Origin of the sequence: Streptomyces sp. NPDC056479 (genome assembly GCF_042795335.1) — a bacterium.
Classification (GTDB): domain Bacteria; phylum Actinomycetota; class Actinomycetes; order Streptomycetales; family Streptomycetaceae; genus Streptomyces.
Genome location: NZ_JBHTRZ010000008.1, coordinates 317,319 through 342,122, shown reverse-complemented (window position 1 = coordinate 342,122; position 24,804 = coordinate 317,319). Strand labels below are relative to the sequence as shown.

Here is a 24,804-nt window from a genome sequence, read left to right as displayed (position 1 = left end):
CCGCAAAGTCCCGCCTGCCCCGCGACGCCTGGCGGACGACGGGACTTTGCGGACACGACCTAGAAGACGGGCGTGCCGTTCCGCGTCAGCTTCCAGTCCACCGACGCGAACTCCTTCGGGTCCAGCACGCCCTTCGCGGTCACCCACTCCGCGATCCGGGTGCGGATCTCCGTGGACTCCGACCACAGCTCCTGAGCCGACGCCACATGCGGGAAGGCGCCACCGCCGTTGGCCCGGTAGTTGTTGACCGCGAGAACGAACTTCCGGGTGTCGTCGAGGGCGGCACCGTCGTAGGCCAGGTTCTTGATCCGCGATCCCGGCGCCTGCGCGATGTCGATCTCGTACGACAGCCCGGACACGTAGTCGTAGTTGTAGTCCGGGCGGTTGTTCGCGTTCGTCAGCTTGTCCACGTCGACGGCCGAGTCGGCGGCGGTCTGCACGAAGTACTCCGCCGAGTACTCCAGGTACGCCTTGAGCTGCGCGCCCGTCATCAGCTTCGCGACCAGCGTGTTGTCGTAGACGTACAGGCTCGACAGGTCCCGGATCGTCACCTCGCCGGCCGGGATCTGAGAGGTGCGCGAGAAGGGCGAGGCCTGCGCGATGACGGGCAGCGAGGCGTACTCGGTGCCCGCCAGCGCCGCCTTGACCACGTCCTCCTGGACCTTGGTGATCAGGTCGATGATCGGGGCGTCCTTGTAGCGGGCGTCGACCGTGGTCAGCGTCTCGGTCGCGGTGCCGACGACCTGGTTGACGTACTCCACCACGATGTCGTGGTCGTCCTTGAGCAGCTTGGTGATCTTCGGGTCGTCGGCGACCGTCTTCGAGTCGCGCACCGTCGCCTTCACCGACTCGACCTTCCAGCACCCCTTGTCGAGCACCAGGTCGAAGTCGAACAGCGTCAGTCGCTGGGCGTAGCACAGCGGCTCGGACAGCACGACGGTCCTGCCCGTCTTCTCGTTCGTGACCAGCAGCTCCGCGATCTCCGTGTGCGCGTGCCCGACGAGGATCGCGTCGATGCCCGGCACCTGCTGGGCGACCAGAGCCGCCGAGTTCTCGATGTACGGCAGCTGGTCACCGTACGACGACGTCCCGGACGAACCGGAGTGCGCCGACACGATCACCACGTCCGCACCCATCGAGCGCAGCTTCGGCACCCACTTCGCGGCCTGCTCCTCCAGACCCGGGAACACCATCTTGCCCTCGACGTACGCCTTGTCCCAGATCGCGATGCCGGGGTTGGTCAGACCGAGGACCGCGACCTTGACCGAGGGAGCGCCCGGCACATGGAACTTCTTGATGAAGTACGGCGGGAAGGCGGGCTTCAGCGTCTTCGCGTCCAGCGCGTTGGCACCCAGCAGCGGGAAGCGGCACTGGTCCTCGAACTTGCGCAGCGTCTCGATGCCGTAGTTGAACTCGTGGTTGCCGAGGGCCACCGCGTCGTACCCGATCGCGTTCATCGCCGCCGCCATCGGGTGGATCGGACCACCCTTGGCGGTGATCGGGTCGACCTTCGCGTAGTAGTACGTCAGCGGGGTGCCCTGGATCGTGTCGCCCGCGTCGATGAGCAGCGTGTTGCGGCGCCCCTTCTCCTCGCGGACCTGGTTCACCAGCGTCGAGACACGGGACAGGCCCTTCGCGTTGCCCTTGGCGTCGGAGTACTCCGCGTCCTTGAAGTAGTCCCAGTTGAACACGTTGCCGTGCAGGTCGGTCGTGCCCATCACCGTCAGCGCGTACCGCTTCTTCGGCCGGGAGCCCTTCGCCGGCTGCGCGGCCTGCGCCGCCGGGGCACCCACCGCACCGGCCACGGCCACCCCCGCTCCGGTCACGGCGGACTTCTTCAGGAACTTCCGGCGGTTCAACGGCATGAGTGCTTCTCCCGAGCGAATGGTCAACAACGCGCGTAGATTCTGACCTGCCCATGGCGAGTTGCAACAGACCCCGCACGTTTCGATCTGGTGACCGAAGCTGTGAACTGCCGGGGTCCCGGCCGGTCAAGCGATGACAGAGTGGGGCGTATGACCTCCCCCTCAGGAGAACTTCAGCCCGCCGTCCCCTACGGCACCCCCGACGCCCCTCGCATCGCCGTCCGCGGTGAGGCCCACCTCGAGGTCGACCCCGAGATCGCCCGCATCGGCGTCACCGTGGCCTCCCGCGGCAAGGACCGCCGCGCCGCCCTGGACGATCTGACCCGCCGCAACGCCGCCGTCCTCGACCTCATCAAGACCTACGGCAACGCGGTCGAGCGCCTGGAGACCGGCGCCTTTTCCATCAGCCCCGAACTGAAGGACAAGGGTCGCGGCGAACGCATCCACGCCCACCACGGCCGCGTCCACATCACCGCCGAACTCACGGACTTCACGGCGCTCGGCGAACTCACGACACGCCTGGCCGACTTGGAGCTCACCCGCGTGGACGGCCCCTGGTGGGCCCTGCGCCCCGACTCGCCGGCCCACCGGGAGGCGCGGCAGCAGGCGGTACGGGAGGCCGTGCAGCGCGCGCGGGAGTACGCGGAGGCACTGGGGACGTCCCTGGCCGCGCTGGTGGAACTCGCCGACATCGGCGCGGAGAACGCCCCGCCGGCCTATCCGCAGAGCCGCGGTGGCCGGATGCGCTCGATGGCCTACGCCGCGGAAGAGGACTCCGCCGCCCCGCTCGACCTCGAACCCGAGCGGCAGCACGTCCATGCCGAGGTCAATGCGCGATTCACCATGGCGCCGCCGCATCTGTGAACGCTTCTGTGAATAGCTCTTCAGGGGTGCTTCGAACGCTCATCGGAGCACCCCGGTGCACAATTCAACACTTGTCAATAGCCCTTCACGCAAAGGTTGTTGAGTAGTCATGCGGCGCCAATTCACTACCCGCCGGTAAGTCATAGAGTCGAAACATGCGCCGAGCGAAAATCGTCTGCACCCTGGGCCCCGCCACCGACTCGTACGACCAGATAAAGGCACTGGTCGACGCCGGAATGGACGTCGCCCGATTCAACCTCAGCCACGGCGGCCACGCCGACCACGAGGAGCGCTACCAGCGCGTGCGGAAGGCCTCCGACGAGACCGGCCGCAGCGTCGGCGTCCTCGCCGACCTTCAAGGCCCGAAGATCCGCCTCGGCCGCTTCACCGAAGGACCTGTACTCCTTGAACGCGGAGACACCTTCACCATCACCGTCGAGGAAGGCGCCGAAGGCGACCGCCAGCAGTGCGGCACCACCTACTCCGGCCTCGCCGCCGACGTCACCCCCGGTGAGCGCATCCTCGTCGACGACGGCAAGGTCTGCCTCGAGGTCACCTCAGTCGACGGCCCGCGCGTGCGGACCACCGTCGTCGAAGGCGGCATGGTCTCCGACAACAAGGGCCTCAACCTCCCCGGCGTCGCCGTCTCCGTCCCCGCCCTCTCCGAGAAGGACGAGGCGGACCTGCGCTGGGCGCTGCGCACCGGATTCGACGTCATCGCCCTGTCCTTCGTGCGCAGCGGCCGCGACATCGAGGAAGTCCACCGCATCATGGACGAGGAGGGCCGCCGCCTCCCGGTGATCGCCAAGGTGGAGAAGCCGCAGGCGGTCGACGCGATCGACGGCATCGTCGCCGCCTTCGACGGCATCATGGTCGCCCGCGGCGACCTGGGCGTGGAGATGCCGCTGGAGCAGGTCCCGATCGTCCAGAAGCGCGCGATCAAGCTCGCCAAGCGCAACGCCAAGCCGGTCATCGTCGCCACCCAGATGCTCGACTCGATGATCGAAAACTCCCGCCCGACCCGCGCCGAGGCCAGCGACGTGGCCAACGCCGTCATCGACGGCACCGACGCGGTGATGCTGTCCGGCGAGACCAGCGTGGGCAAGTACCCGATCGAGACGGTCCGGACGATGGCGAAGATCGTCGAGGCGGCCGAGGAGGACCTGCTCGCCAAGGGCCTCCCGCCCCTGACGGACCGCAACAAGCCCCGCACCCAGGGCGGCGCGGTCGCCCGCGCGGCGGCCGAGATCGGCGACTTCCTGGGCGCGAAGTTCCTGGTCGCCTTCACCCAGTCCGGCGACACCGCCCGCCGCCTGTCCCGCTACCGCTCGCCGATCCCCCTGCTGGCCTTCACCCCGGAACCGGCGACCCGCTCCCAGCTGAACCTGACCTGGGGCGTGGAGACGTTCCTCGGCCCGCATGTGGACTCCACGGATGCGATGGTCGAGCAGGTCGACGAACTGCTGCTGAAATACGGCCGTTGCCAGAAGGGCGACACCGTCGTCATCACCGCCGGTTCGCCTCCCGGGGTATCCGGCTCGACGAACATGGTCCGCGTCCACCACATCGGCGAGGACGACAGCCCCCGATAGAAAAGCACGGGAAACCGAAGGGCCCCTCCATTGGAGGGGCCCTTAATGGTGAACTTCGAATCGCGTGACCTTGGAATCTAAGGAAAAGTGCCCCGGGTCGGACTCGAACCGACACTGTATGGGTTTTGAATCCATTGCCTGCTGCCAATTGGGCTACCGGGGCCCAGTGAATCGAAGGTTTACCTCGACCCGCTGCCCGTCCACCATACCGTAGCTAGGTAGGCTCTTGGGAGCAGCACCCATGCCCCTGAACGAGGAGCCCCCGTGACCGCCCCCGAGTCGCCCCAGCCCGTAGACGCGCCCGACGAGGACAAGTCGCATGTGCCTCCGCTGACGACCCGTGTCGTCATCGCCGAGGACGAGGCGCTGATCCGGCTCGATCTCAAAGAGATGCTCGAAGAAGAGGGGTACACCGTCGTCGGAGAGGCCGGTGACGGTGAGCAGGCCGTGGAGCTGGCCCGCGAGCACAAGCCCGACCTCGTCATCCTCGATGTCAAGATGCCGAAGCTGGACGGCATTTCGGCGGCCGAGAAGATCGCCGAGGAGAGCATCGCTCCGGTGCTGATGCTGACCGCGTTCTCGCAGCGCGACCTCGTCGAGCGGGCCCGGGACGCCGGTGCGATGGCGTACCTGGTCAAGCCGTTCAGCAAGAGCGATGTCGTGCCGGCGATCGAGATGGCCGTATCGCGGTTCACGGAGCTGAAGGAGCTGGAGAAGGAGGTCGCCGACCTCACTCTGCGCCTGGAGACCCGCAAGCTGGTGGACCGGGCCAAGTCCGTGCTCCAGACCGAGTACGGACTGACCGAGCCCGCCGCGTTCCGGTGGATCCAGAAGACCTCCATGGATCGCCGGATGTCGATGCAGCAGGTCGCCGAGGCCGTCATCCAGGACGCCGACGAGAAGAAGGCCGCCAAGGGCTGACGCGCCCCGTGCGCATGAGAGAGGCCCGCGCCCCCGGCTGGGGACGCGGGCCTCTTCGCGTGGGTGATCAGTCCTCGCCGAGATAGGCCTTGCGCACCGACTCGTCGTGCAGGAGGTCCTGCCCCGAGCCGGAGAGGACGATCTTGCCGACCTCCATGACGTGGCCGTGGTCGGCCAGGGAGAGCGCGGCCTGGGCGTTCTGCTCGATGAGCAGAATCGTGGTGCCCGCGGACTTGAGCTCCTTGATGGTCGCCATGATCTTCTGCATCATGATCGGCGACAGACCCATGGAGGGCTCGTCGAGCATGAGCAGCTTCGGCTTGGACATCAGCGCCCGTCCCATGGCGAGCATCTGCTGCTCACCGCCGGACAGGGTGCCCGCGGCCTGCTTCCGGCGTTCCCCGAGGATGGGGAACAGGTCGTAGGCGCGCTTGATGTCCTTCTCGATGCCCTCCTTGTCGGTGCGCAGGAACGCGCCGAGGCGGAGGTTGTCCTCGATCGTCATGCGGGGGAAGATGTGCCGCCCCTCGGGGGAGTGGGCGAGTCCCAGCGAGACGACCTTGTGGGCGGGGATCTTCTTGAGCGACTTGCCCTCGAACCTGATGTCCCCGGACAGCGGCTGGAGCAGACCCGACAGCGTGCGCAGGGTCGTGGTCTTGCCGGCGCCGTTGGTGCCGATGAGGGTGACGACCTCGCCCGCGTTCACCTTGAACGAGATGCCCTTGACGGCCTCGATCTTGCCGTAGGCGACCCTGAGGTCCTCGACCTCGAGCAGTGCGGTCACTTGTCATCCCCTTCCGTGGTGCTCTGCGCGTCAGCCTCCGCGGCCTCGACTTCGGCAGCCTCCGCCGCGCCGGGCTCGCCCTCGAAGGGCGTGCCCAGGTAGGCGGCGATGACGCGCTCGTCGGCCTGGACGACCTCGGCGGGGCCCTCGACGATCTTCTCGCCCTGGACCAGCACGGCCACCCGGTCGCAGAGGTTCATGATGAACCGGATGTCGTGCTCGATGACGAGGACGGCGATGCCCTGGTCCCGGATCGCGAAGATGAGCTCCTCGGCCGCCCGCGTCTCCTGCGGGTTCATACCGGCGGTCGGCTCGTCGAGGAGGAGCAGACCGGGCTCGCTCGCCAGCGCCCGGGCGATCTCCAGCTTGCGCTGCTCGCCGTAGGGCAGGTTGCGGGCGAGGTGGTCGGCCTTGGCGGCGAGACCGGTGAACTCCAGGAGCTCCATGGCGCGTGCCCTGGACGCATCCTCGGCCTTCTTGAAGCCGGGCAGGCGCAGGAGGGCCGACCAGAGGCCTTCCTTGGTCCTGGTGTGCCGTCCGACCAGCACGTTCTCCAGAACGGTCATGTTGGCGAAGAGCCGGATGTTCTGGAACGTACGGGCGATGCCGGCCTGGGTGACCAGGTGCGGCTTGGGCGGCAGGACGGTGCCCTTGTAGGCGACCTTGCCCTCGGTCGGCACGTACAGGCCGGTGAGGCAGTTGAAGAAGGTCGTCTTGCCGGCGCCGTTGGGGCCGATGAGGCCGACGATCTCGCCGGTGTTCACCGTGAGGTTCACGTCGCGTACGGCGGTCAGACCGCCGAAGCGCATCGTGACACCGGTGGCGTCGAGCACCGTGGTGGTCGGTGCGGTCGTGGTGGTGGTCATGGCGGTCACGCCCCTGCCTTCGCGACGCCGGTCGCGCCTTCGGGCAATGGCTTGTCCTCCGGTACGTCGAGCTGTCCGGTCTCGTGGAATTCGAGCTGCTTCCTGCGGTCGGCGACCAGGCCCTCGGGACGGAAGCGCATCAGCAGCATCAGCGCGAAGCCGAAGAGCAGCAGCTGGTACTCCGCCATGAACTGGAGCTTGGCCGGGATCAGGTAGAGCAGCGCGGCGCCGATCAGCGGGCCGCTGATGGTACCCATGCCGCCGAGGATGACGGCGGCGAGCAGGAACGCCGAGTTCGGCGGTACGGAGCCGGCGAACTGGTACTGCTCGGGGGTGACGCTGTAGGACACGTGCGCCTGGACGGTGCCGGCGAGGCCGGCGAGGGAGGCGCCGAGCGCGAAGGCGAGGAGCTTGAGGCGGAAGCCGTTGATGCCCATCGCGGTCGCGGCGGTCTCGTCCTCGCGGATGGCCACCCACGCGCGGCCGATGCGGGACTCCGCCGAGCGGCGGAAGACCATCACGACGATCGCCGTGAACACCAGCATCAGCAGGTAGTAGTTGGCCGAGCGGGTCAGTTCGTGGCCGAGGACGTCGTGCGGGACTCCGAGGTTGAATCCGAAGATCTCCAGGTCGGGGATCTGCGGGATGCCGTTGGAGCCGTTGGTGACGTCCGGGCCGCTGTTGCCGTTCAGGTTGTTCATGGTGATGCGGAAGATCTCACCGAAGCCGAGCGTCACGATGGCGAGGTAGTCGCCGCGCAGACGCAGGGTCGGAGCACCGATCACCACGCCGAAGATCAGCGAGGCCACGGCGCCGGTGAGAACGGCCGCCCAGAACGGGAAGTGGACGCCGATGGTCGACGAGGGGGAGCCGGAGACCAGGGCGGCGGCGTAGGCGCCGACGCCGAGGAAGGCGACGTAACCGAGGTCGAGCAGGCCGGCGAGGCCGACGACGACGTTGAGACCCAGGGCGACCGTGGCGAAGATCAGGATGTTCGCGCCGATGAGGGCGAACTGGTCGTTGGACTGGGTGAAGGGGAAGCAGATCGCCGCCGCGAACGCCGCCCCGAGGGTGACGTTGCGGTGCTTGGCCGTCAGCGAGGACAGCCGCTTCAGCAGGCCGGCACGGGTGACGGCGGTGAAGCCGAACGCCGCGACGATCAGGAAGCCGATGAACAGCTCGGAGTACTCGGTGCTGATGCCGTACGCGAAGACGTACAGGCCGACGCCGAAGCCGGCGGCGATGATCAGGATCTCCACCCAGGAGGAGAGTTCCTTGGCACGGCCGGGGTCGGGAGCGGTGAGCGAGTGACGGATACGGCCCCAGAGGTTCGGGGTCGGGTCCGACGCGTCGTAGGGCTGGTCGACGGAGAGGCCGAGGGCGCCGATCACGGCGACGAGCGCGCCGATGCCGGAGACCCAGGCGCCGGGCTCCAGGTTGACCAGGCCGCCGAGCTCCTGGGTGATCGCGCCGATGGCGTAACCCGTGGTGCCGAACACGCCGAGGGCGGCGAGCAGGACGGGGCTGTTCTTGCCGCCGGGGGTGAGCCAGCCAAGGCCGCGGATGCCGTAGCCGGAGAGGGCGAACAGCAGGGTCAGCAGGGAGCCGAAGAGGGTGAGGACCTGAAGGCCGCCCGGGTAGCCGGTGACGGTCAGGTTGCCCGGGAACTCCTCGGTCCACGTCCAGGCGAGGAACGTGCCTATGAGGGCGAGGGCGGAGCCGCCGACCGCCAGTCCGCGGGCCAGGGCCTGCGGCAGCGGGATGATCGGGGTGGCTTCGGCCGTGGACACCTTGGTGGTGCCGGTGCTCTTGTCCATGGGGATCTCGGTGGTCATGGGTATCACGCCCGATCCGCGACGCGTTCGCCGAGCAGACCTTGTGGCCTGAACAGCAGTACGAGGATGAGCAGAGCGAACGCCCACACGTCCTTCCAGGCGCCGCCGCCGAAGAGGTCCATGCCCGGGATATCGCCTATGTAGCCGGTGGCGAGGGACTCGGCCACGCCGAGGACAAGGCCGCCGAGCATGGCGCCGTAGATGTTGCCGATGCCGCCGAGCACGGCCGCCGTGAAGGCCTTCAGGCCCATCAGGAAGCCCATGCGGAAGCCCACCTGGCCGTTCTTGAGCCCGTAGGCGACGGCGGCGACGGCGGCGAACGCGGCACCGATGGCGAACGCCATGACGATGATGCGGTCGGTGTTGATGCCCATCAGCTTGGCCGTGTCCGGGTCCTGGGCCGTGGCCTGCATGCCGCGGCCGGAGCGCGTCTTCGTGACGAAGAAGCCGAGGGCGAGCATGCACAGCGGGGCGGCTATGAGGACGAAGAGGTCACCACGCTGGATGTTGGCGCCCAGGATCTCGATGGGGCCGCCGTGGAACTGCGGGAAGGGGTGGTCCTTCTTCGCGTCCGGGTACCACATCCACACGGCCTGCTGGAGGACGATGGACAGGCCGATCGCGGTGATGAGGGGCGCCAGCCGTGGCGCGGTGCGCAGGGGACGGTAGGCGAACCGTTCCGCCGCTGTGCCGACGGCGACCGAGACGAGGACGCCGCCGATGATCATGAGCGGGACTGCGGCCCCGAGGCCGAAGCCCTCGGGGAGTACCAACCAGACGGTGAGGGCCCCGAAGCCCCCGACCATGAAGATCTCGCCGTGGGCGAAGTTGATGAGCTGGACGATGCCGTAGACCATCGTGTAACCGATCGCGATGAGTCCGTACATCGCGCCGAGGATGAGTCCATTGGCCAGCTGTTGCGGCAGTTCGTTCACCGCAGGGCCTCCGTGGAGTGGTTCGGATATGGCGCCGCGCGGGAGCGCCGATGGACGCTTCCCGCGCGGCCTGGATCAATGTGTGAGTGGGGAGTCTCTACTCGTCCCTCGTCAGCCGAGCTTGGGTTCGCCGCTGAACTCCGGCGCCCAGGCGTTGCTCTTGACCTTGTACGCGGTCATCGTGTGGTTCGTGGTGTCACCGAACTCGTCGAACGAGATGGTGCCGGTGACGCCGTCGAACTTGACCTTGGCCATGGCGTCCAGGACCGCCTTGCGGCCGTCGGACGGGACCTTGCCGTCGTTGCCCTCGACCGCCAGCTTCACGGCCTCGATGATGGCCCAGGTGGCGTCGTAGGTGAGGCCGCCGTACGCCTCGTAGGCGTCCTCGTAGCCCCCCGCCTCGTAGTCCTTGATGAACGCCTTGGCGGAGTCGAGCTGCTCGACCGGCTTGCCCACGGAGGTCGCGAGGTCGCCCTCGGCCTTCTTGTTCAGCTTCGGGAACTCGCCGGAGTAGATGCCGTCGCCGCCCATGAGCGGGATGTTCTGGCCGCTGTCCTTGAGCTGCTGGCTCAGCGGACCGGCGGCCGGGTACTCGCCGCCGTAGTAGAGGGCCTGGGCACCGGTCTTCTTGATCTTGGCGACCACGGCGTTGAAGTCACGGTCGTCGGGGTTGACGTGGTCGCTGCCCACGATCTGACCGCCGAACTTCGTGAAGTTCGCCTTGAAGGACGCGGCCAGGCCGGCGCCGTAGGTCTTCTGGTCGTCGATCAGGTAGACCTTCTTCAGCTTCGCCTGGTTGTACAGGTAGTCGGCTGCGAAGGCGCCCTGGATCTCGTCCGTGGTGGCCGTACGGAAGAACGTCTTGAACTGGCGGACCGAGTCGCCGGTCTTCCAGCCGTCGCCCTGGGTCAGCTCCGTGCCGGTGTTGGCCGGGGAGACCTGGGTGAGGCCGGCGTCGTTGAACGGCTTCTGCATCTGCTGGGAGACGCTGGAGTTCAGCGGGCCGACGACGCCGAGGACGTTCTTGTCGCTGATGAACTTCTGGGCGTTCTGCTGGCCCACGGAGGGCTGCGCCTGGTCGTCGAGGGGCTCGATCTTGAACTCGACGCCCTTGACGTACTCCTTCTTGTTGGCCGTCTTGGCGGCCAGGTCGGCGGAGTTCTTGATGCCGAGGCCGAGGGCCGACAGGTCGCCGGTCAGCGGGGCGTCGACACCGATCACAACCGTGGTCTTGTCGCCGTTGCTGCTGCCGCCGTCGTCGTCACGCGACCCACAAGCCGTGAGTGTCAGCGATCCCGCCGCGAGCGCGGCGGTTATGGCGATGATCGAACGTTGACGCACGAATCAGGTCCTTTCCCTGGCACGGCGGCTCCCCATGGAACTCGCCGAGTCGAGCGCTGGGCCGAAGTGACTTCGAATCCGATGGCGCGGTGACTGGCGGTGACTCTAAGCGCGGGTGGGGAACATGGAGGAGGGCCTGACCAAGGCTGTGACGCTCTTGTTATGACACGGGGTATCGCAGAGCGGTACTCGGTGGGGGGAAGAGCGGATTTCCGGCTGATTCGCCCTGTCCACATTGTGAGAACTTGCAGCGTTCGCGCGTAGCTTCTTCACGAGTGTTCACGCGTTTTGGTGGTTACCGGGTTCGTTGCTGGAGGCTACCAGGGGGTCTCCGGCGTCTTGCGTGAAAGGCGGTCACCATAGGGGAACTGTTGGTTCGTATTGCACCCGGATTACGCTGAGTTACGAATGTGAAAGGTGTTCGGCGCCTCCGGCCCTTTCGTGCATAGGGCAACGAAATTCGGATTACGGAATGCCGCACTCAGCCCCATGGACCCCCGGTCGGCTCGCCTTCGCGGTACCGCTCCGCACACAACTCCCGTGCCCTGCGGGCGATCAGCCGGTCCGCCGCACCCTCGTCCGCGCGCTCGCGTTCGGCCCGCGCGGCGTCAACCACCTTGCGCAGGATCTCGTACTGACCGTCGGACAGGCCCATCGACTGGTAATCGCCATAGGTGTCGCCGGTCAGGGAGCGGCGCGCCCAGTATCCGATGAGGTGCGCACACAGCTGCGCGGGCGGAGTCGCCGACGGGGAGGGGGAGTTGGCGCTCGCCCGGGGCCCGGGCGCGTCGCCCCGGGCGCCCGGGTCTCCGCAGCCGGCCGCCGATACGGCGGCCAGCAGCGCCAGTCCGAGTGCGGCCCCCTTGCGGCGGGGGCCTCCCGTCGTCATGCCCCTGACGTTATGCCGTCGGGCGCCGGCGTTTCAACGGTGGGCAGACGCAAGGGGGTTGTGGTCATGCCGTCGTCGTCAAGGCGTCGGCGTCAGTTCGCCGACCGGAGGTGCTCACCGTCGCCCGGCCTCACGTCCCGCAGCAGACAGGTCAGCCGCGCGCTGCACACCCGCCGTCCCTGCTCGTCACTGATCACGATCTCGTACGTCGCCGTCGAGCGGCCCTGGTGCAGCGGCGTGGCCACTCCGGTGACGGTGCCGGAGCGCACGCCCCGGTGATGGGTGCAGTTGAGGTCGACGCCGACCGCGATCTTGGAGGTGCCGGCGTGCAGCATCGACCCCACCGACCCGAGCGTCTCGGCGAGCACCGCGGACGCGCCGCCGTGCAGCAGCCCGTACGGCTGGGTGTTCCCCTCGACCGGCATGGTCCCGACGACCCGCTCGGCGGAGGCTTCCACAATCTGGACACCCATGCGCGTCCCGAGGTGCCCGGCGGAGAAAAGGGCCGGCAGGTCGACGCCCAGCGCGGCGTACTCGTCGATGACCTCCTGCGGGAACTTCACGTGCTGCTGCTCGCCCATGGGTCGGCTCCGTTCAAGGGTGCTCAGTCGGTGCGGGTCGACTGAGCAAACGCTCAGTCGGTCGCCGATTGTTCCAGACGGACGACGACGGACTTGCTGGCCGGGGTGTTGCTGGTGTCCGCGGTGGCGTCCAGCGGGACCAGGACGTTGGTCTCCGGGTAGTACGCGGCCGCGCAGCCGCGGGCCGTCGGGTAGTGCACGACCCGGAAGCCGGGCGCCCGCCGCTCGACGCCGTCCTTCCACTCGCCGACCAGGTCGACGTACGAGCCGTCGGCGATGTTCAGCCGCTCGGCGTCCTCGGGGTTGACCATGACCACCCGGCGGCCGTTCTTGATCCCGCGGTAGCGGTCGTCCAGGCCGTAGATCGTGGTGTTGTACTGATCGTGCGACCGCAGCGTCTGCAGCAGCAGCCGTCCCTCCGGAACCTCCGGGTACTCGACCGGGGCCGCCGTGAAGTTGGCCTTGCCGGTCGCCGTCGGGAAGCGGCGCTCGTCGCGCGGGGCGTGCGGGAGCGTGAAGCCGCCGGGGCGGGCCACGCGCGCGTTGAAGTCCTCGAAGCCGGGGATCACCCGCGCGATACGGTCGCGGACCGTCGCGTAGTCCTTCTCGAACTCCTCCCAGGGCGTCCGGCTGCCCTCGCCCAGCACACGGCGTGCCAGACGGCAGACGATCGCCGGCTCCGACAGCAGGTGCGAGCTCGCGGGGTCCAGCCGGCCCCGGGAGGCGTGCACCATGCCCATGGAGTCCTCGACGGTCACGAACTGCTCACCGCTGCCCTGGAGATCGCGCTCGGTACGGCCGAGCGTCGGCAGGATCAGCGCGCGGGCACCCGTGACGGCATGGCTGCGGTTGAGCTTCGTCGACACGTGCACGGTGAGCCGTGCGCGCCGCATCGCCGCCTCGGTGACGTCGGTGTCCGGCGTCGCGGACACGAAGTTGCCGCCCATCGCGAAGAAGACCTTCGCCTCGCCGTCGCGCAGCGCGCGGATGGCCCGTACGACGTCGAAGCCGTGCTCGCGCGGAGGCGCGAAGCCGAACTCCTTCTCCAGGGCGTCCAGGAAGGCCGGAGCGGGCCGCTCGAAGATGCCCATCGTGCGGTCGCCCTGCACGTTCGAATGGCCGCGCACCGGGCACACACCCGCGCCCGGACGGCCGATGTCGCCGCGCAGCAGCAGGAAGTTGACGACCTCGCGGATGGTCGGCACGGAGTGCTTGTGCTGGGTGAGGCCCATCGCCCAGCACACGATCGTGCGTCGCGAGGCGAGGATCATGGCCATCGCCTGGTCGATGTCCGCGCGCGTGAGGCCGGTCGCCTCGAGGGTCTCGTCCCAGTCGGCGGTGCGGGCGGCCTCGGCGAACTCCTCGTAGCCGTGCGTGTGGTCGCGCACGAACTCCTCGTCGACCGCTCCCTCCGTCTCCAGGATCAGCTTGTTGAGGAGGCGGAAGAGGGCCTGGTCGCCGCCGATGCGGATCTGGAGGAACAGGTCGGTGAGCGCCGCGCCCTTGATCATGCCTTGCGGGGTCTGCGGGTTCTTGAAGCGCTCCATGCCCGCCTCGGGCAGCGGGTTCACGGTGATGATCTTCGCGCCGCTCGACTTCGCCTTCTCCAGGGCGGAGAGCATGCGCGGATGGTTCGTGCCGGGGTTCTGGCCGGCGACGATGATCAGGTCGGCCTTGTAGAGGTCCTCGAGCAGGACGCTGCCCTTGCCGATGCCGATGGTCTCGGAGAGGGCCGAGCCGGACGACTCGTGGCACATGTTCGAGCAGTCCGGCAGGTTGTTGGTGCCCAGCTCGCGGGCGAAGAGCTGGTAGAGGAACGCGGCCTCGTTGCTGGTGCGGCCGGAGGTGTAGAAGACGGCCTCGTCGGGGGAGCCGAGCGCGGTGATCTCCTCGCCGACGATGTCGAAGGCGCGCTCCCAGGAGACCGGCTCGTAGTGCGTGCCGCCCTCGGCGAGGTACATGGGGTGGGTGAGCCGCCCCTGCTGTCCCAGCCAGTAACCGCTCCTGGTCGCGAGATCGGCGACGGAGTGCGCGGCGAAGAACTCCGGGGTGACCCGGCGCAGGGTCGCCTCCTCGGCCACCGCCTTCGCGCCGTTCTCACAGAACTCCGCCGTGTGCCGGTGGTCCGGCTCGGGCCAGGCGCAGCCCGGGCAGTCGAAGCCGTTCTTCTGGTTGACGCTGAGCAGGGTCAGCATGGTGCGCTTCACACCCATCTGCTGCTGCGCCATCCGCAGACTGTGCCCGATGGCCGGCAACCCCGCCGCCGCATGCTTCGGCTCGGCGACCTGCGGCGCGTCCTGAACCGGATCACCCTTGGGCGGCTTCGTTGCCATCGCGCACTCCTCTTCACGTACACGTGTGAGCTACATCGCCGATCCTCGCATGCGGGGCCGACAGCACGATGAGGGGTCCCGGCATCCGCGGTCCTCCGGCATCCGGGGACCGACTGTCAGTGGGGCGTGGCAGGATCGGGGGCGTGGCAGAGACAGCATCGAAGAAGACCGACAGCAACTCCGGCGGCAGCCGGCCCCGCCTGATGCTCATGGACGGGCACTCGCTGGCCTACCGCGCGTTCTTCGCGCTCCCCGCGGAGAACTTCACGACCGCGACGGGCCAGCCGACGAACGCGATCTACGGCTTCGCGTCGATGCTGGCCAACACGCTGCGCGACGAGGCGCCCACCCACTTCGCGGTGGCCTTCGACGTGTCCCGCAAGACGTGGCGCTCCGCGGAGTTCACCGAGTACAAGGCGAACCGCTCCAAGACCCCGGACGAGTTCAAGGGCCAGGTCGAGCTGATCGGCGAGCTGCTCGACGCGATGCACGTCTCGCGGTTCGCTGTCGACGGCTTCGAGGCCGACGACGTGATCGCCACCCTCGCCACCCAGGCCGAGGCCGACGGCTTCGACGTGCTGATCGTCACCGGCGACCGTGACTCCTTCCAGCTCGTCAGCGAGCACACCACGGTGCTGTACCCGACGAAGGGCGTCTCCGAGCTGACCCGGTTCACACCGGAGAAGGTCTTCGAGAAGTACGGACTGACGCCCGCGCAGTACCCCGACTTCGCAGCCCTGCGCGGCGACCCGTCCGACAACCTGCCGGGCATCCCGGGCGTCGGCGAGAAGACCGCCGCGAAGTGGATCAACCAGTTCGGCTCGTTCGCGGAGCTGGTCGAGCGCGTCGAGGAGGTCAAGGGCAAGGCCGGTCAGAACCTCCGTGACCATCTGGAGGCGGTCAAGCTCAACCGCCGGCTGACCGAGCTGGAGCGCGAAGTCGAGCTGCCCAAGACGGTCACCGAGCTCGCGCGCGAGCCCTACGACCGCAAGGGCGTCTCGATGGTCCTGGACACCCTGGAGATCAGGAACCCGTCCCTGCGCGAGCGGCTCTTCGGCGTCGACCCCGGAGCCGAGGAGGCCGAGACCACCCCGATCGCGACCGATGGCGTGGAGATCGACGGCTCGGTGCTCGGCACCGGGGAGCTGGCCCTCTGGCTCACCGAGCGCGGCGGCGAGGTCCTCGGTGTGGCCACCGTCGACACCTGGGGGCTGGGCACCGGCTCGGTCGCCGAGGTCGCGCTCGCGGCGGCCGACGGCACGGCCGGCTGGTTCGACCCGTCGCAGCTGGACGAGGCCGACGAGAAGGCGTTCGCGGCCTGGCTGGCCGACGCCGCCAGGCCGAAGGTCTTCCACAACGCCAAGGGCGCGATGCGGGTCTTCGCCGAGCACGGCTGGAGCATCGAGGGCGTCCGCATGGACACCGCGCTCGCCGCCTACCTGGTCAAGCCGGGCCGCCGCTCCTTCGACCTGGACGCTCTGTCCCTGGAGTACCTGCACCGTGAGCTGGCCCCGGCCGCCACGGCCGACGGCCAGCTCGCCTTCGGCGCGGACGACGGCGCCGAGGCCGAGGCGCTGATGATCCAGGCCCGCGCGGTCCTCGACCTGGGCGAGGCCTTCGAGGGCCGTCTCGCGGAGGTCGGCGCCGCGGACCTGCTCCGCGACATGGAGCTGCCGACCTCCGCCCTGCTGGCCCGCATGGAGCGGCACGGCATCGCGGCCGACCGGCCCCACCTGGAGGCCATGGAGCAGATGTTCGCGGGCGCCGTCCAGCAGGCCGTGAAGGAGGCGCACGCTGCGGCCGGTCACGAGTTCAACCTGGGCTCGCCCAAGCAGCTCCAGGAGGTCCTCTTCGGCGAGCTCGCCCTGCCCAAGACGAAGAAGACGAAGACGGGCTACACGACGGACGCCGATGCCCTGGCCTGGCTGGCCGGCCAGACCGACAACGAACTGCCGGTCATCATGCTCCGCCACCGAGAGCAGGCGAAGCTGCGCGTCACCGTCGAGGGCCTGATCAAGACCATCGCGGCGGACGGCCGTATCCACACCACCTTCAACCAGACCGTCGCCGCGACGGGCCGGCTGTCCTCGACGGACCCGAACCTCCAGAACATTCCGGTGCGCACCGACGAGGGCCGGGCGATCCGCCGGGGCTTCGTGGTCGGCGACGGCTTCGAGTCCCTGATGACCGCGGACTACAGTCAGATCGAGCTGCGCGTGATGGCACACCTCTCCGAGGACGAGGGCCTGATCGAGGCGTTCACCTCGGGCGAGGACCTGCACACCACGGCCGCCTCCCAGGTGTTCGCCGTGGAGCCCGCCGCCGTGGACGCGGAGATGCGCCGCAAGATCAAGGCGATGTCCTACGGCCTGGCGTACGGGCTGTCGGCCTTCGGTCTCTCGCAGCAGCTGAACATCGACGCGGGTGAGGCCCGTGCGCTGATGGACGCGTACTTCGAGCGCTTCGGCGGCGTACGGGACTATCTGCGCCGCGCGGTCGACGAGGCCAGGGCGACGGGCTACACGGCGACGCTCTTCGGCCGCCGCCGCTACCTCCCCGACCTCAACAGCGACAACCGCCAGCGCCGCGAGGCGGCCGAGCGCATGGCCCTCAACGCCCCCATCCAGGGCACCGCGGCGGACATCGTCAAGATCGCCATGCTCAACGTCGACCGGGCCCTGCGCGAGGAGAACCTCACCTCCCGCATGCTCCTCCAGGTCCACGACGAAATCGTCCTGGAGATCGCCCCCGGCGAACGCGAGGCGGCCGAGGCCGTGGTTCGCCGGGAGATGTCCGACGCCGTCCACCTCAACGTCCCGCTGGGCGTCTCGGTCGGCGTGGGCCCGGACTGGGAGTCGGCAGCGCACTAGCCTCCGGCGGTACGGCCACATCTGGATACCGGTCAGCATCCCCGCGCCCCACAGGGGCGCGGGGCGGTGCTCCCCGGCAGGGCCCGTCACTCGCGTGGCCCCCGCAAAAGCGCTGTTGCCGGCCGATGCCCGTAAGGATGCGGGCATGGGTATACGCATGCTCCACCGCCGGACGGCTCCGGCGCCGGCGAACGCGAACAGCGAAGACGCACCCTCCACCGCACCGCCCTCGGTCCAGCCCTTCGCCGCCGACGCGAGCACCGCCCGCATCCCCGCCGACGTGATCGGACCGCTGCGGCACCCGGCGACGAACCTCCGCGGCTATCTGGCCCTCGCCCGCACCGCGCTCCCGCGCACCCGCCCGGCCCGTACCGTCGCGGTGTTCGTCGCGGCCGCCCGCGCCCTCACCGAGCCGCAGGCCGGCTCGGCTCTCTCCCGGCCCCATCCGCGCCCGTACTGCCAGGGCCCGGAACCGGACGCCACACCCTGACGCCGACGGCATACAGCAGCAACCCCAGGGCGAGGCCCGCGCCCGCCCCGAAGCACAGCGTCGGAATCAGCTCCCAGTACTTCGCGGTCGACCCCCAGTACGCCCACCAGCGCGACGCCCGCTGCACCGCGGCCACCGCGGCCGACCCGCCGATCACCGCGCCGGCCAGCCAGCGGTCGCGCACCGAAAGCACCGGAACCCCGACCGGCGCGCGGGCAGGGGACCGCCGTAGCGCCACGATCACGAACGCGGCGATGACGACCGCCGCCACCGCCGAACCGCCGTACTGGAGGTACCAGTACAGCGGCGACCCGGCGATCTCCTCGCGCAGCACGGGGAACAGCCGCATCCCCCAGCGGTCGAGATGCGTGAAGGCGTCCCACACGACATGCGTCAGCGCGCCCAGCACGGCCGAGACGTACCAGCGCAGCGCCAACGACGGCCGTACACGCGCGCGTGTCGCCCCGCAGCGCAGCAGCGCGGCCACCCGCGCCCGGCGCCGTACCGGCAGCAGCGCCACCAGCGGTTCACGCAGCAGGAGCCACAGGCCCACCAGCGCCCAGGCGATGACCACGTCGACCGTGAACACGCCCGCGAACGAGTGCGTGACATCGCCGAACTCCATCGCTCCATCAAAGACACTCGCCGCGTAATAGGTCATGTCGGGAGCGAAGGAACCCGCCACCAGTACGGCGGGCACGAGCGGGCCCCGGCCGGTTCCGTCGGTGCGCACGGCGGGCAGCACGGCCGCCGCATGGCTGAGCGTGAACGGCAACGGGGCTCCTCGCGCGGGGGCTTGACGGGACGGGTCGGCCCCGGTGTCGGCGTAGCCAGTATGAGGGACATACGACGCACAGCTCCCACATGGCCAAGCGGTAAAAATCGGGCGCCAACGGGTGACCGTGCAAAGGAAGTTGTCGTAGGGTCGCCTGGGTCGCCGCACCGGGGACAGCGGTCGAACAGATGAACAGCGACGAAGGTGGGCCGCGAGGGCAACTGTCGCGGCAAGTCGATCGTCACTACAAGGGCGAGCACCGCGAGCTCGGCAGACAGAGACGGGCGCTCGGGCGTCCACGGGAGGGGTCCATTTCATGGCGGCGCAATTCGGCAGGCTCCGCAAGGGCGCGGTGAACACCACGGTCGCCGCCGTCGTCGTCGCGGCACTGGCCGCCTCCCAGGCTCCGGGAGTGACCACCGACGACGCCGGGAGAAGAGTCACCACCGGCACCCAGCCCTCACCGGACACGCCCGCCGAGAACAGCGCGACCGGCAACTCGCCGTACTACACGGACCTGCCGCCGCTGAACAGCCCCAAGCCCTCGCCCAGTGCCGGTGCGACCCCGGTCGCCCCGGGCGAGAGCGAGGCGGGCATCCCCGCGACCGTCCTCGACGCCTACAAGAGGGCCGCGACCTCGCTGCAGCAGGCCAAGCCCGGCTGCAACCTCCCCTGGGAACTCCTCGCCGCCATCGGCAAGGTCGAGTCCGGCCAGGCCCGCGGCGGCCGCGTCGACGCGGACGGCACCACGCTCTCCCCGATCCTCGGCCCGCAGCTCAACGGCAACGGCTTCGCGAACATCGGCGACACCGACGGCGGCGCCTACGACGGGGACAGTTCCTACGACCGTGCCGTCGGCCCCATGCAGTTCATCCCGTCCACCTGGGAGTGGGCCGGCCGCGACGGCAACGGCGACGGCAAGAAGGACCCCAACAACGTCTACGACGCCGCGCTCGCCGCCGGCCACTACCTGTGCCGCTTCGGCTGGGACCTCTCCGCCCAGGCCGACCTCGACAGCGCGATCCTCAGCTACAACAACTCCCAGGACTACCTCAACCTCGTCCTGACGTGGCTGGAGTACTACCGCAAGGGCACCCACCAGATCCCGGACGGCACCGGCACCCTCCCGAGCGACCGCAGCGACGCGACGGCGGGCGCGAGCCCCTCGCCATCGCCGACGGAGCCGAAGACGCCGACGACGCCGAGCACCAAGCCCGGTGGCAACGGCGGCTCCGCGAGCCCCACCCCGAAGCCGGACGAGCCGGGTACACCCAGCCCGACGCCCACACCCACGCCCACCGACACGGTCCATCACCTGGAGAACGCGGGCACCGCGAAGCTCACCGCGATGGCGGGCGACAGCTTCACCGAGAGGATCAGCACCCGCGCCGAGACCAGGGCCGGCAAGGCCGTCGCCAAGGTACGGGTCCGCTTCACGATCGTCGGCAGCACCGACGCCACCTTCTCGACCGGCGAGAAGTACGCCGCCGCCGTCACCAACAGCGCCGGTGAGGCGGTGGCGCCGGCGCTCAAGGCGGGCGAGAACACGGGCGAGTTCGTGGTCCGCGCCACTCTCGTCGGCCGATCGGTCACGCTCGACTACAAGGCCACGGTCACCGAGCGCGCCGCCGACACCCTGGCCCGCACCAGCGAGACCGCGCTGACCTGCACCGCGGGCGGCGAGTTCGCCGACCAGGTCGAGGTCAAGGCGACCTACAAGGGCGCCGTCGCCGACAAGGTCGCGGCCACCGCCACCCTCATCAAGTCGGCGGACGACCCGGCCGAGAACGACAAGGGCCCCTACTTCAAGGACGCCGACGGCAAGACCGTACGCACCCTGAGCGGCCTGACGACGGACGCGAACGGTCTGCTCAAGCTCCCCAAGCTGTACGCCGACGACACCGCGGGCACCTATCTGCTCCGCATCACCACGGCCGGCGGCGCGACGCTGACGGTGGAGCTGAAGGTGGAGGCCGCCGCCACGCCCAGCCCGACCCCGTCGGACTCCGCGTCCGGCTCGCCCTCGGCGAGCCCGAGCGTGTAGGCCCGCGGGGCCAGCACGGCATCCGGCGAAGGGCGCTCTTCCGCTACGGCGGACAGGGCGCCCTTCGTCCGTGTGTGCAACGTGTTCTCATCTCGCCCGCCCGTTGCTACGGTGCCGAACCTGACGACGTATCAGATGCGTTGGCAGTGTCAGCTCCGGGATGCCGGGAGGCCCGTATGCGCGCCCTGATCGCCGCCGCGACCGGACTCGCCGCCGCGCTCGCCCTGGTGTTCACCCTCACCGCGCTGGGCAGCCCGGCCGGCGAGACATCCCCCAAGCCGCTGCTGACGACGGTGCCCGCACACCCGTAACCGCCCGTCCGGGAGGGAGGCCGAGATGCGCCGCAAGGCCAGTCTGATCCTGCTCGCCCTCGCCGTGTTCTTCACGGCACTGTCCCCGCTGCTGCGCTGGTACGCCTTCCCGCGCCTGGCCAAGATCCCGGCCGGCCAGTACCAGGACATGGTCCTGGAGGCGAAGGACGCCACCCTCCTCGACTACGGCACCATGAAGGCCCGCAAGGTCTCCAAGGTCACCATCGTGCAGACGCTCAAGGGCAACGTCGAAGAGTCGGAGAAGATCGAGAGGACGGCCGGCAAGGACGTCGTCGTCTGGGACGGTCTGTCCTATGTCGTCGGCCCCGACGGCAAGATGGTCTCCAAGATCCCCGAGCGCTACATCTTCGACGCGCACACCCAGGAACCCGTGCACGCCACCGGCGAGATGGTCGACGGCGACCCGGTGAAACGGACCGGCATCGAGTTCAAGTGGCCCTTCCTGACGGAGAAACGGGACTACGAGTACTTCGACGCCCAGGCGCGCGTCACCGCCCCCATCCACTACAAGGGCACACAGGACTTCCGCGGCGTGGACGTCTACTACTTCGAGCAGACCATCCCGTGGACCAAGGTGAGCTTCCCCAGGACGATGCCGGTCGAGGGCATCACACCGGAGTCCGTCGCCAAGACCGGCACGACCCGCTGGTACACCACCGTCCGCAAGTTCTGGGTCGAACCCCTCACCGGCGCCCCCGTCTACGGCGAGGAGATCCACAAGGAGGAACTGCGCGGCGGCACCCTGCTCGGGGACCGCGACAAGGTGACGGCGTTCGCGGGCCACGTGAAGATGCGCGAGGACTACATCGACCACACGGTCGACCTCGTCAAGTCCAACCGCACCCTGGTCCTGCTGATGACCTCGTACCTGCCCTGGGGCTTCCTGACCCTGGGCCTGCTGCTGCTCGCGCTCTCCCTCTACCTGGAGGCGCGGAGCCGCCGCCCCGGCGACCCGCAGCCGACGAAGAACACCGAACCGGAACCGGTCACCGCCTGAGCCGGGCGTTGGTGTGCCGGGTCGGCTCGGCCGTGGCGGGATCCTCGGGCCACGGATGCTTGGGATAACGGCCGCGCAGCTCCGCCCGTACGCCCTTGTAGCCGTCCTTCCAGAAGGAGGCGAGATCCGCGGTGACGGCCGCGGGCCGCCCGGCGGGGGAGAGGAGGTGGACCAGGACGGGCACCCCCGCGACGGCGGGCGACTCGTGCAGGCCGAACATCTCCTGCAACTTCACGGCGAGGACGGGCTGTTCGGGATTGCCGTAGTCGACCCGGATTCTGGACCCACTCGGTACGGCGATGCGCTCCGGCGCCAGCTCGTCGAGCCGGCCGGCCTCACCGGACGCCCACGGCAACAGCCGGGCCAGCGCCTGCCCCGCGTCGATCCGCCCGAGGTCCCCCCGCCGCCGGGCCCGCCCCAGCTCGGGCTCCAGCCACTCGTCCACGCGCGCGTGCAGCGCCTCGTCGGAGACCTGGGGCCACCGCTCCCCGAGGTGCAGACGCAGGAAGGCGAGCCGCTGCCGCAGTACGAGGGCGTCGGGCGTCCACCGCAACAGACCGAGCCCTTCCTGCCGCAGCCCTTCGAGGAGCGCGTTCCGTACGAGGGCGGGGTCGGCGTCGCGCAACGGGCGCGCCGCGAGCTCGATCGCCCCCAGCCGCTCGACCCGCCGGGCGACGACGTCCCCGTCGGCCCAGTGGACCTCCTGGCTCTCGCGGTACAGCGGTGCCGCCGCCGACCGGGCCATCTCCTCGTCCACCGCGGCGGCGAGCTGCACGCGCGCGTGCCCCTTGCCGACGGGCCGGTCCGCGACGGCCACGGCGATCCACGGGGCACCGCGCAGCGGACTGCCGGCACCGAGTTCGGCGCGCGTGCCGGAGGCCATCAGATAGGAACCGCCGTCGGCCCGGGCGACGCGCTCGGGGAAGGCGAGGGCGGCGACGAGGCCCACGGTGCGGTCGTCGTCGTCCACGCCCCGCGCCGACGCGCTCCCGGCGCTCGCCCGCAACCGGCGCACCTCCGCACGCCAACGCCCCGCATAGGCGTCCCCGCCCCGCCGGGCCGCCCGCCAAGCGGCGGCCAGGTCGTCGCCGTACTCCCTCGGGGCCTCCTCGCTCAGCAGCGCGACCACCTCGGCACCCGCACCTGAGGTGTCCAGCAGCGCCCGCCCCAGCCGCGGATGCAACCCCAGCCGGGCCATGGCCGTCCCCCGCGCGGTGGCCCGTCCGTCGGCGTCCACCGCCCCGATGGCCGTCAGCACGGTCCTCGCCGCCGCCATCGCCCCGCCCGGCGGCGGATCCAGCAGCGCCAGCCCGGTCGCCTCCGGATCGCCCCAGCACGCCGTCTGCAACGCGAACGCCGTCAGGTCGGCCACCTTGATCTCCGGCGACGGGAAACGCGGCAGACGCGCGTCCTCCGCCTCCGCCCAGCAGCGGTAGACCGCGCCGGGTGCCTCACGCCCGGCCCGCCCCGCCCGCTGCCGCCCGGCCGCCTGCGAGGCCCGCACGGTCGTCAGCGCGCTCAGCCCGCGCGCGTGGTCCACGCGGGGCTCCCGCGCCAGCCCGGAGTCGACGACCGCACGCACCCCGGGAACCGTCAGCGACGACTCCGCCACGGACGTCGCCAGCACCACCCGCCGCCGTTCCCCGCCCGCCAGCACGGCATCCTGCACAGCCGCCGACGCCCGCCCGTGCACCTGCAGCACCTCTACGTCGCCGAGCTCCCCCAGCTGCCCGGCCACCCGCGCGATCTCGCCCACGCCCGGCAGGAAACACAGCACGTCTCCCGCCCGCTCGGCCAGCGCCCGCCGGACCACCGACGCCACATGCGTCAGCAGCGCCGGGTCGACCCGCATGCCGTGCGGCGGCCGTATGGGACGCGTCGGGGGCGCCCAGACCACGTCCACGGGATGCGCGGTGCCCTCGGCCTCGACCACCGGGGCGTCGCCCAGCAGCCGCGCCCAGCCCTGCGCGTCCGTCGTCGCCGACGCGGCCACCAGCCGCAGCTCCGGCCGCAGCGCCTGCCGTACGTCCCACAGGAACGCCGCCACCGTGTCCGCGTCCAGGTGCCGCTCGTGGCACTCGTCGAGGATCACGACGTCCACGCCGGCGAGCTCCTGGTCGCGCTGCAGCCGCTGGAGCAGCACACCGGTCGTGACGACCTCCACGCGCGCGTGGCGCCCGACGACCCGCTCCCCGCGCACGGTGTAGCCGACGCTCTCGCCGACCTTCTCGCCCAGCAGCCACGCCATCCGCCGTGCCGCGGCCCGTGCCGCGATCCGCCGGGGCTCGGCGACGACGACGCGCCGCGCCGGTCCCTCGCCGAGCAGCCCCGCCAGCGCCAGCGGCACCAGCGTGGTCTTGCCGGTGCCGGGCGGCGCGACGAGCACCGCGGTGCCGCGCGCCTCCAGGGCGTCGCTCAGACCGGGCAGGGCGTCGCGTACGGGCAGCGCGTCCAGGGCGTCGTAACGGATCACGCTCTCAGTCTCTCCCC

The 24,804-nt window shown here is 69.8% G+C and carries 19 protein-coding genes and 1 tRNA gene; 8 read left to right on the top strand and 12 right to left on the bottom strand.

The genetic code is table 11. The features are described 5' to 3' along the window. Positions 1–59: 59 nt before the first annotated feature. Positions 60–1,865 (bottom strand): bifunctional metallophosphatase/5'-nucleotidase, encoded by a 1,806-nt coding sequence (locus ACFQ6S_RS30570; protein WP_383416729.1) that lies wholly within the window; start codon positions 1,863–1,865, stop codon positions 60–62. Positions 1,866–2,015: 150 nt separating this feature from the next. On the opposite strand from ACFQ6S_RS30570, the gene ACFQ6S_RS30565 reads away from it, so the two are divergent. Next, entirely contained in the window at positions 2,016–2,729 is a 714-nt protein-coding gene (locus ACFQ6S_RS30565; protein ID WP_383416726.1) for an SIMPL domain-containing protein, read from the top strand. Positions 2,730–2,884: 155 nt separating this feature from the next. Beyond that, positions 2,885–4,321, top strand: coding sequence for a pyruvate kinase (gene pyk / locus ACFQ6S_RS30560; protein WP_383416723.1), 1,437 nt, complete (start codon positions 2,885–2,887; stop codon positions 4,319–4,321). A gap of 88 nt (positions 4,322–4,409) precedes the next feature. On the opposite strand, the gene ACFQ6S_RS30555 is transcribed toward pyk, so the two are convergent. Further along, a tRNA-Leu gene (locus tag ACFQ6S_RS30555) sits at positions 4,410–4,484 on the bottom strand. A 101-nt stretch (positions 4,485–4,585) separates the two neighbouring features. Between ACFQ6S_RS30555 and ACFQ6S_RS30550 the strand changes: the two genes are divergently transcribed. After that, the gene (locus ACFQ6S_RS30550) at positions 4,586–5,242 is read left to right on the top strand and encodes an ANTAR domain-containing response regulator (RefSeq protein ID WP_383416720.1); all 657 of its coding nucleotides are present in this window, start codon (positions 4,586–4,588) and stop codon (positions 5,240–5,242) included. Between the two features lie 67 nt (positions 5,243–5,309). Here ACFQ6S_RS30550 and ACFQ6S_RS30545 read toward each other — a convergent pair whose 3' ends face one another. From ACFQ6S_RS30545 to ACFQ6S_RS30510, 8 genes are all read right to left on the bottom strand, one after another. Then, positions 5,310–6,026, bottom strand: a complete 717-nt coding sequence (locus tag ACFQ6S_RS30545) for an ABC transporter ATP-binding protein (protein ID WP_383416717.1) — start codon at positions 6,024–6,026, stop codon at positions 5,310–5,312. After that, entirely contained in the window at positions 6,023–6,892 is an 870-nt protein-coding gene (locus ACFQ6S_RS30540) for an ABC transporter ATP-binding protein (protein WP_383416714.1), read from the bottom strand. Before ACFQ6S_RS30540 ends, ACFQ6S_RS30545 begins: the two co-directional genes overlap by 4 nt. A gap of 5 nt (positions 6,893–6,897) precedes the next feature. Then, the gene (locus ACFQ6S_RS30535) at positions 6,898–8,709 is read right to left on the bottom strand and encodes a branched-chain amino acid ABC transporter permease (protein WP_383417260.1); all 1,812 of its coding nucleotides are present in this window, start codon (positions 8,707–8,709) and stop codon (positions 6,898–6,900) included. Between the two features lie 23 nt (positions 8,710–8,732). Further along, on the bottom strand, positions 8,733–9,662 hold the full coding sequence (locus ACFQ6S_RS30530) for a branched-chain amino acid ABC transporter permease (protein WP_383416711.1): 930 nt from the start codon (positions 9,660–9,662) through the stop codon (positions 8,733–8,735). 111 nt (positions 9,663–9,773) lie between these two features. Continuing rightward, positions 9,774–11,003, bottom strand: a complete 1,230-nt coding sequence (locus tag ACFQ6S_RS30525) for a branched-chain amino acid ABC transporter substrate-binding protein (protein ID WP_383416708.1) — start codon at positions 11,001–11,003, stop codon at positions 9,774–9,776. A 481-nt stretch (positions 11,004–11,484) separates the two neighbouring features. Beyond that, positions 11,485–11,892 carry a hypothetical protein gene (locus tag ACFQ6S_RS30520; RefSeq protein ID WP_383416706.1) on the bottom strand — a complete coding sequence of 136 codons (408 nt, stop codon included), beginning with the start codon at positions 11,890–11,892 and terminating at the stop codon, positions 11,485–11,487. Between the two features lie 92 nt (positions 11,893–11,984). Further along, positions 11,985–12,473, bottom strand: a complete 489-nt coding sequence (locus ACFQ6S_RS30515; RefSeq protein WP_383416703.1) for a hotdog fold thioesterase — start codon at positions 12,471–12,473, stop codon at positions 11,985–11,987. 53 nt (positions 12,474–12,526) lie between these two features. Then, complete coding sequence (locus tag ACFQ6S_RS30510; protein ID WP_383416699.1) at positions 12,527–14,806, bottom strand: FdhF/YdeP family oxidoreductase; 2,280 nt, start codon at positions 14,804–14,806, stop codon at positions 12,527–12,529. A gap of 143 nt (positions 14,807–14,949) precedes the next feature. Here ACFQ6S_RS30510 and polA point away from each other — a divergent pair, with 143 nt between their 5' ends. Together polA and ACFQ6S_RS30500 are read left to right on the top strand one after the other, a co-directional pair. Further along, complete coding sequence (gene polA, locus ACFQ6S_RS30505) at positions 14,950–17,676, top strand: DNA polymerase I (protein WP_383416696.1); 2,727 nt, start codon at positions 14,950–14,952, stop codon at positions 17,674–17,676. A 145-nt stretch (positions 17,677–17,821) separates the two neighbouring features. Continuing rightward, positions 17,822–18,166: a hypothetical protein gene (locus ACFQ6S_RS30500; RefSeq protein ID WP_383416693.1), complete on the top strand. Its 345-nt coding sequence runs from the start codon at positions 17,822–17,824 to the stop codon at positions 18,164–18,166. Here ACFQ6S_RS30500 and ACFQ6S_RS30495 read toward each other — a convergent pair. Then, positions 18,081–18,941 carry a DUF4184 family protein gene (locus ACFQ6S_RS30495; protein ID WP_383416690.1) on the bottom strand — a complete coding sequence of 287 codons (861 nt, stop codon included), beginning with the start codon at positions 18,939–18,941 and terminating at the stop codon, positions 18,081–18,083. The genes ACFQ6S_RS30500 and ACFQ6S_RS30495 overlap by 86 nt on opposite strands. Positions 18,942–19,257: 316 nt before the next feature. Between ACFQ6S_RS30495 and ACFQ6S_RS30490 the strand changes: the two genes are divergently transcribed. From ACFQ6S_RS30490 to ACFQ6S_RS30480, 3 genes are all read left to right on the top strand, one after another. Further along, the gene (locus ACFQ6S_RS30490) at positions 19,258–20,985 is read left to right on the top strand and encodes a lytic transglycosylase domain-containing protein (protein ID WP_383416687.1); all 1,728 of its coding nucleotides are present in this window, start codon (positions 19,258–19,260) and stop codon (positions 20,983–20,985) included. 176 nt (positions 20,986–21,161) lie between these two features. Continuing rightward, positions 21,162–21,296 carry an SPW_0924 family protein gene (locus ACFQ6S_RS30485; RefSeq protein WP_383416684.1) on the top strand — a complete coding sequence of 45 codons (135 nt, stop codon included), beginning with the start codon at positions 21,162–21,164 and terminating at the stop codon, positions 21,294–21,296. 25 nt (positions 21,297–21,321) lie between these two features. After that, the gene (locus ACFQ6S_RS30480; protein WP_383416681.1) at positions 21,322–22,314 is read left to right on the top strand and encodes a DUF3068 domain-containing protein; all 993 of its coding nucleotides are present in this window, start codon (positions 21,322–21,324) and stop codon (positions 22,312–22,314) included. Here the strand turns inward: ACFQ6S_RS30480 and hrpB are convergent. Continuing rightward, positions 22,304–24,787: an ATP-dependent helicase HrpB gene (hrpB, locus tag ACFQ6S_RS30475; RefSeq protein ID WP_383416679.1), complete on the bottom strand. Its 2,484-nt coding sequence runs from the start codon at positions 24,785–24,787 to the stop codon at positions 22,304–22,306. The two genes, ACFQ6S_RS30480 and hrpB, sit on opposite strands and share 11 nt — an antisense overlap. Positions 24,788–24,804 lie beyond the last annotated feature (17 nt).